4 protein-coding genes are annotated in these 4,956 nt (G+C 68.5%); 3 read left to right on the top strand and 1 reads right to left on the bottom strand.

The window, feature by feature from the left end:
* The 3 genes from aspS to U9977_RS23935 form a co-directional block, all read left to right on the top strand.
* Window positions 1-1,715 (top strand): aspartate--tRNA ligase (gene aspS, locus U9977_RS23945; RefSeq protein WP_416210763.1); only part of this gene is annotated, 1,715 nt, incomplete at its 5' end.
* A 307-nt stretch (window positions 1,716-2,022) separates the two neighbouring features.
* Entirely contained in the window at window positions 2,023-3,165 is a 1,143-nt protein-coding gene (locus tag U9977_RS23940; protein ID WP_322751541.1) for a glutamate--cysteine ligase, read from the top strand.
* A 127-nt stretch (window positions 3,166-3,292) separates the two neighbouring features.
* Window positions 3,293-4,588 carry an amidohydrolase gene (locus U9977_RS23935; RefSeq protein ID WP_322751540.1) on the top strand — a complete coding sequence of 432 codons (1,296 nt, stop codon included), beginning with the start codon at window positions 3,293-3,295 and terminating at the stop codon, window positions 4,586-4,588.
* Between the two features lie 103 nt (window positions 4,589-4,691).
* On the opposite strand, the gene U9977_RS23930 is transcribed toward U9977_RS23935, so the two are convergent.
* A partial coding sequence (locus U9977_RS23930; RefSeq protein WP_322751539.1) for an MMPL family transporter occupies window positions 4,692-4,956 on the bottom strand: 265 nt, incomplete at its 5' end.

The raw sequence follows: 4,956 nt of genomic DNA, 5'->3' as shown, positions 1-4,956 counted from the left end.
GGTGCGGTGCGCTGCGTACAGAGCACATCGGTGAGACGGTCACGGTGTGCGGCTGGGTAGCCCACCGTCGCCAGCACGGCCAGTCGTTGATGTTCGTCGACCTGCGCGATCATTCTGGCCAGGTGCAGTGCGTCGTGGACGGGTCCGTCGACGCCCGGTCGGAGTACGTCCTGAGCGTCACCGGCACGGTGGTGGCCCGGCCCGAGGGGACGGTCAACCCGGGCCTGGGTACCGGTGAGGTCGAGCTGCGGGACTGCACGGTGACCGTGCTCGCCGCCGCTACGCCGCCGCCGTTCCCGATCGACGACCGGGCCGATTCGGTCGACGAGTCGACCCGCCTCACCTACCGCTATCTCGACCTGCGCCGCGAGCGGATGCAGCGCAACCTGCGGATCCGCTCGGCGGTGCTGGCCGCGCTGCGCTCCACCCTGGTGCCCCGGGACTTCGTCGAGGTCGAGACGCCGCTGCTGATGCCGTCCACACCTGAGGGCGCCCGGGAGTTCGTGGTTCCGTCCCGGCAGGCGCCGGGGCACTTCTACGCGCTGCCGCAGTCCCCGCAGCTGTTCAAGCAACTGCTGATGGTCGGCGGCACCGACCGTTACTTCCAGTTCGCCCGGTGCCTGCGCGACGAGGATCTACGGGCCGACCGGCAGTACGAGTTCACCCAGCTCGACGTCGAGATGAGCTTTGTCGACCAGGACGACGTGCTTGAGGTGATCTCGGCCGCGGTGCTGGCCGCCACCGAGACGGTCACCGGCGTCGCGCAGCCGCCGATGGAGCGGATCACCTGGCACGACGCCATGGACCGGTTCGGGGTGGACAAACCCGACCTGCGCTTTGGCATGGAGCTCGTCGAACTGACCGAGATCTTCACGGCGAGCGGCTTCCAGGCGTTCGCCGGGGCGCCCGCGGTGAAGGGCATCTGCGTCCCCGGTGGCTCGGCCACGCACAACCGCAAGGCGTTGGACGCCCTGACCGACCGGGCCAAGAAGCTCGGCGCGAAGGGCCTGGTGTGGATGCGGGTCGGCGCGGACGGCACGCTGGAGTCCCCGGTGGCGAAGTTCCTGTCCGCTGCCGAGCTCGCCGGGATCGTGAAGGCGACCGGCGGTGAGACCGGCGACCTCCTCCTGCTGGTCGCCGACGAGTGGGCGACCGTGTGCGAGGTGCTCGGTCAGCTACGCAACGACCTCGGGCGCCCGGCTGCCGGGGAGGGCGGCTTCCGCTACGTCTGGGTCGTCGACTTCCCGCTGTTCGTGGGGATCGACGCGCAGACCGGACGGCCCAAGCCCGGCCACCACCCGTTCACCCGGCCGCATCCCGATGACGTCGACAGGCTTGAGACCGAGCCGTTGGCGGTCCGCAGCCGTGCCTACGACCTGGTGCTCAACGGCTGGGAGCTGGGCTCGGGTTCGATCCGAATCCACGAGCCCGACCTGCAACAGCGGGTCTTCGCAGCGCTCGGGATCTCAGCGGCCGAGGCCGACCGCCGGTTCGGTTTCTTCCTGACGCCCTTCTCCTACGGCGCGCCGCCGCACGGTGGCTTCGCCGTCGGGATCGACCGTCTCGTGGCGATCCTGGCCGGTGAGGACAACATCCGCGAGGTCATCGCGTTTCCCAAGACCCAGTCCGGCCTGGACCCGATGACGGGCGCGCCCACCGAGATCGAGCCGCGCCAGCTGCGTGAGCTGGGCATCCGGGTGCTGCCCTCCGCCTAGCCGTCGACGCCGGGCCAGGATCCTGCACACGATTCATGGCGAAAGCCTCCGGTTGACCGTGGCGCGACCTACCGTTACCTGGTTGGCGCGTCCCGTTCCAGCGTCCCTGCGGTACTCGTGATCACGGGTTGTCGTGATCACGCTGCCCCCGGCTTGCCGGGAAGCCCTGGGAGTCGGGCGTTGCGCGTTATCCCGCGGGTATGACCGACGAATCCGTCTCCAGCAACGGTGCTGGCTGGTTCGGACACGGCGGGCAGAGCGGTTCGCGGGTCGGATGCAGCAGTCGTACGCAGCAGGAGGCCAGGGAATGCAGATACCGTTCTCGTCGTCGCCGACGTCCAGTCTCGGCATCGAGTGGGAGCTGGCGCTGGTCGATCGTGGTACCCGCCACCTTCGTGGGGCGGCGACGGCCATCCTCGAGGAGTACCACAATAAGATCGGCCGGGACGCCGAGCCACGGGCCAAGCACGAGCTGTTCGAGTCGACCATCGAAGTCGTCACAGGTGTCTGCGACACCGTGAACGAGGCCAAAAAGGATCTTTTGGCAACCGTGGATCTCCTGGCGGATCTTGCCGGACCTCGGGGGCTCGCGCTGATGTGCAGCGGGACCCATCCACTGTCCCGTTATGAGACGCAGCAGGTCAGCCCGGACCCCCGCTATGCCTCGCTGCTGGACCGGATGCAGTGGATCGCCCGGCGTCTTCTGATCTTCGGCGTGCACGTGCATGTCGGGGTCCGCTCGCGCGAAAAGGCGATCCCCATCGTGAACGCCCTCGCCGGCTACATCCCACACTTCCTCGCGCTGTCGGCATCCTCCCCGTTCTGGCTGGGTCTGGACACGGGTCTGGCCTCGGCGCGGTCGAAGTTGTTCGAGAGCCTGCCGACCGCGGGCCTGCCGTACCTGCTTGCCGACTGGGGGCAGTTCGAACAGCTCATGGCGACGCTGGTGTCCTCTGGTACCGCCGAAAGCATTCGTGAGCTGTGGTGGGACATCCGCCCGCATCCGAACTTCGGCACGGTGGAGCTGCGTATCTGTGACGGGCTGCCGACACTGTTGGAGGTCGGGGCGGTCGCCGCGCTGACGCAGTGTCTGGTCGACCGGATGGACACCCAGCTCGACCGGGGCTACACGTTACCGACACCACACCGATGGGTCGTCCAGGAGAACAAGTGGCGGGCCGCCCGCTACGGTCTTGCCGCCGAGATCGTCGTGGATGACCGTGGCGCGACACGCAGTATCCGCGATGAGATTGTTGATCTTGTAGACGATCTTCTGCCGGTGGCGCGCAGGCTGGCATGTACTGACGAACTGGCTGACGTCCTGCACATTCTGGATGTCGGCTCGAGCAGCGAGCGGCAGCGGATGGCGGCGCGGCGGGCTGATGGGGATCTGGTGGCCGTGGTGGATACCCTGCTTCAGGAGATGGAGTTTCGTCGGCCCGTACGGTGAATCCGGGCCGACGGTGGTGGAGAGGTGGGGTCAGGCCTTTGCTGTACGCGGATATCCGCCCTGATCAGGTCATCCGGGCGGGCGCACGACGTGAGCGTGGACAGCGGGCACAGGCTGGACGGCCGACATGATGGCGAACGCCACCGAGGCGGTCGCCAGCTGGCTGAACCAGCATGAAAGCGAGCTCGTCGCGTTCAGACGTGATCTTCATTCTCATCCGGAACTGGGCAGGCAGGAACACCGGACGACCCGTGCCATCGCGGCCCGCCTGTCGGCCGCAGGCCTGGCGCCGCATCCGTTGCCGGCCGGGACGGGCCTGTGGTGTGACATCGGCCCGATCGGCCGGGACACGACGGCTACTACGGCTACTACGGCTAAGACGGCCACGACGTCCCCCGGCGCTGCGGGGACGGGCACCGCATCTGATCGGCCGGACGTCCCGATGGTCATGGTACGTGCCGACATCGACGCGCTGCCCGTGCTGGACGTGAAGGACGTCCCCTACGGCTCGACCGTTCCCGGCGTCTGCCATGCCTGCGGCCACGACGTCCACACGGCCGTCGTGCTCGGGGTGGGGCTGGCGCTCGCCGCATTCGCCCGGGCCAATCCGCTGGCGGGAACCGTCCGGCTCGTGTTCCAACCGGCCGAGGAGACCATGCCGGGCGGTGCGTTGGACGTGATCGACGCCGGCGTACTCAAGTCGGTGTCCACCGTCATGGCCGTGCACTGTGACCCGTCCCTGGACGTCGGGACGATCGGGCTGCGCGCCGGCCCCATCACCTCGGCGGCCGACTCGGTCAGGGTCACCCTCAGCGGCCCCGGCGGCCACACGTCCCGTCCGCAGAACACCGTTGATCTGATCTACGCGTTGTCCAGGCTGGCGGTGGAACTACCCGCGGCGCTGTCCCGTCTGGTGGACCCACGCTCGTCGCTGTCGCTGGTGTGGGGGCACGTCGAGGCGGGCACCGTGGCCAATGCGATTCCGCGGGCGGGCAGCATCGCCGGGACGGTCCGTACGCTGTCCCGGGATACCTGGGAGGACGTGCCGGCGCTCGTGCGACGGCTCGCCGAGCAGATCGTCGCCCCCTACGGGGCGGATCTCGCCCTCGAGTACCGGCGTGGGGTACCACCGGTGGTGAACAGTATCGAGACCATCGAGCTGTTCCGGACGGCCGTGCATCGCGTCCTTGCGCCCGGCGCGGAGATGTCGGTGACGCAGTCCCTCGGCGGCGAGGACTTCGCCTGGTATCTCGACCACGTACCCGGCGCGCTTGCCCGCCTCGGTACCCGCATACCTGAGGGACCCACCTACGACCTGCACCAGGGCAGCTTCGACGTGGATGAGGCGGCGATCGGAATCGGCGTGCGGTTCCTTGCCGCGTCCGCGCTGCAGGCACTGGAGCGGGCCGCCGCGTCGTTCTGACGTACCTGTCGTACCCGTCGTACCCGTCGTTGCGGCACAGCCCGGAACACCCCCCGGGGTTGGGTTGACCATCATGGTCAACCCAACCCCGGGACGGGCCGGGTTATCTGGACGTCTGGACCTCGGTCTCGCGGCGGGACCGCGGCTCCGGAACACCCGGGCCGTCATGGGTGTGGGATTCCTGCACCCGCAGCAGCTTGGCGGTCCAGTCCGGCAGGTACCAGTTCCAGTCGCCGAACAGCGACACCAACGCCGGCACCAGCAGCATCCGCACGACGGTGGCGTCGAGCAGGATGCCGAAGCCGAGCGCCGTCGCGAACAGTTTGATGTCGGTCTGCGGTCCGCTCGACAGCGACAGGAACGACAGG

The sequence above is a fragment of the Protofrankia sp. Cas8 genome (genome assembly GCF_963555845.1).
Lineage (GTDB): Bacteria > Actinomycetota > Actinomycetes > Frankiales > Frankiaceae > Protofrankia.
This window is presented reverse-complemented; position numbering and strand designations above follow the sequence as displayed.

What these genes read in the sequence shown, in the direction of transcription:
- U9977_RS23940 (WP_322751541.1), top strand. Translation starts at nt 2,023, where the DNA reads ATGCAGATACCGTTCTCGTCGTCGCCGACGTCCAGTCTCGGCATCGAG.
- U9977_RS23935 (WP_322751540.1), top strand. Translation starts at nt 3,293, where the DNA reads ATGATGGCGAACGCCACCGAGGCGGTCGCCAGCTGGCTGAACCAGCAT.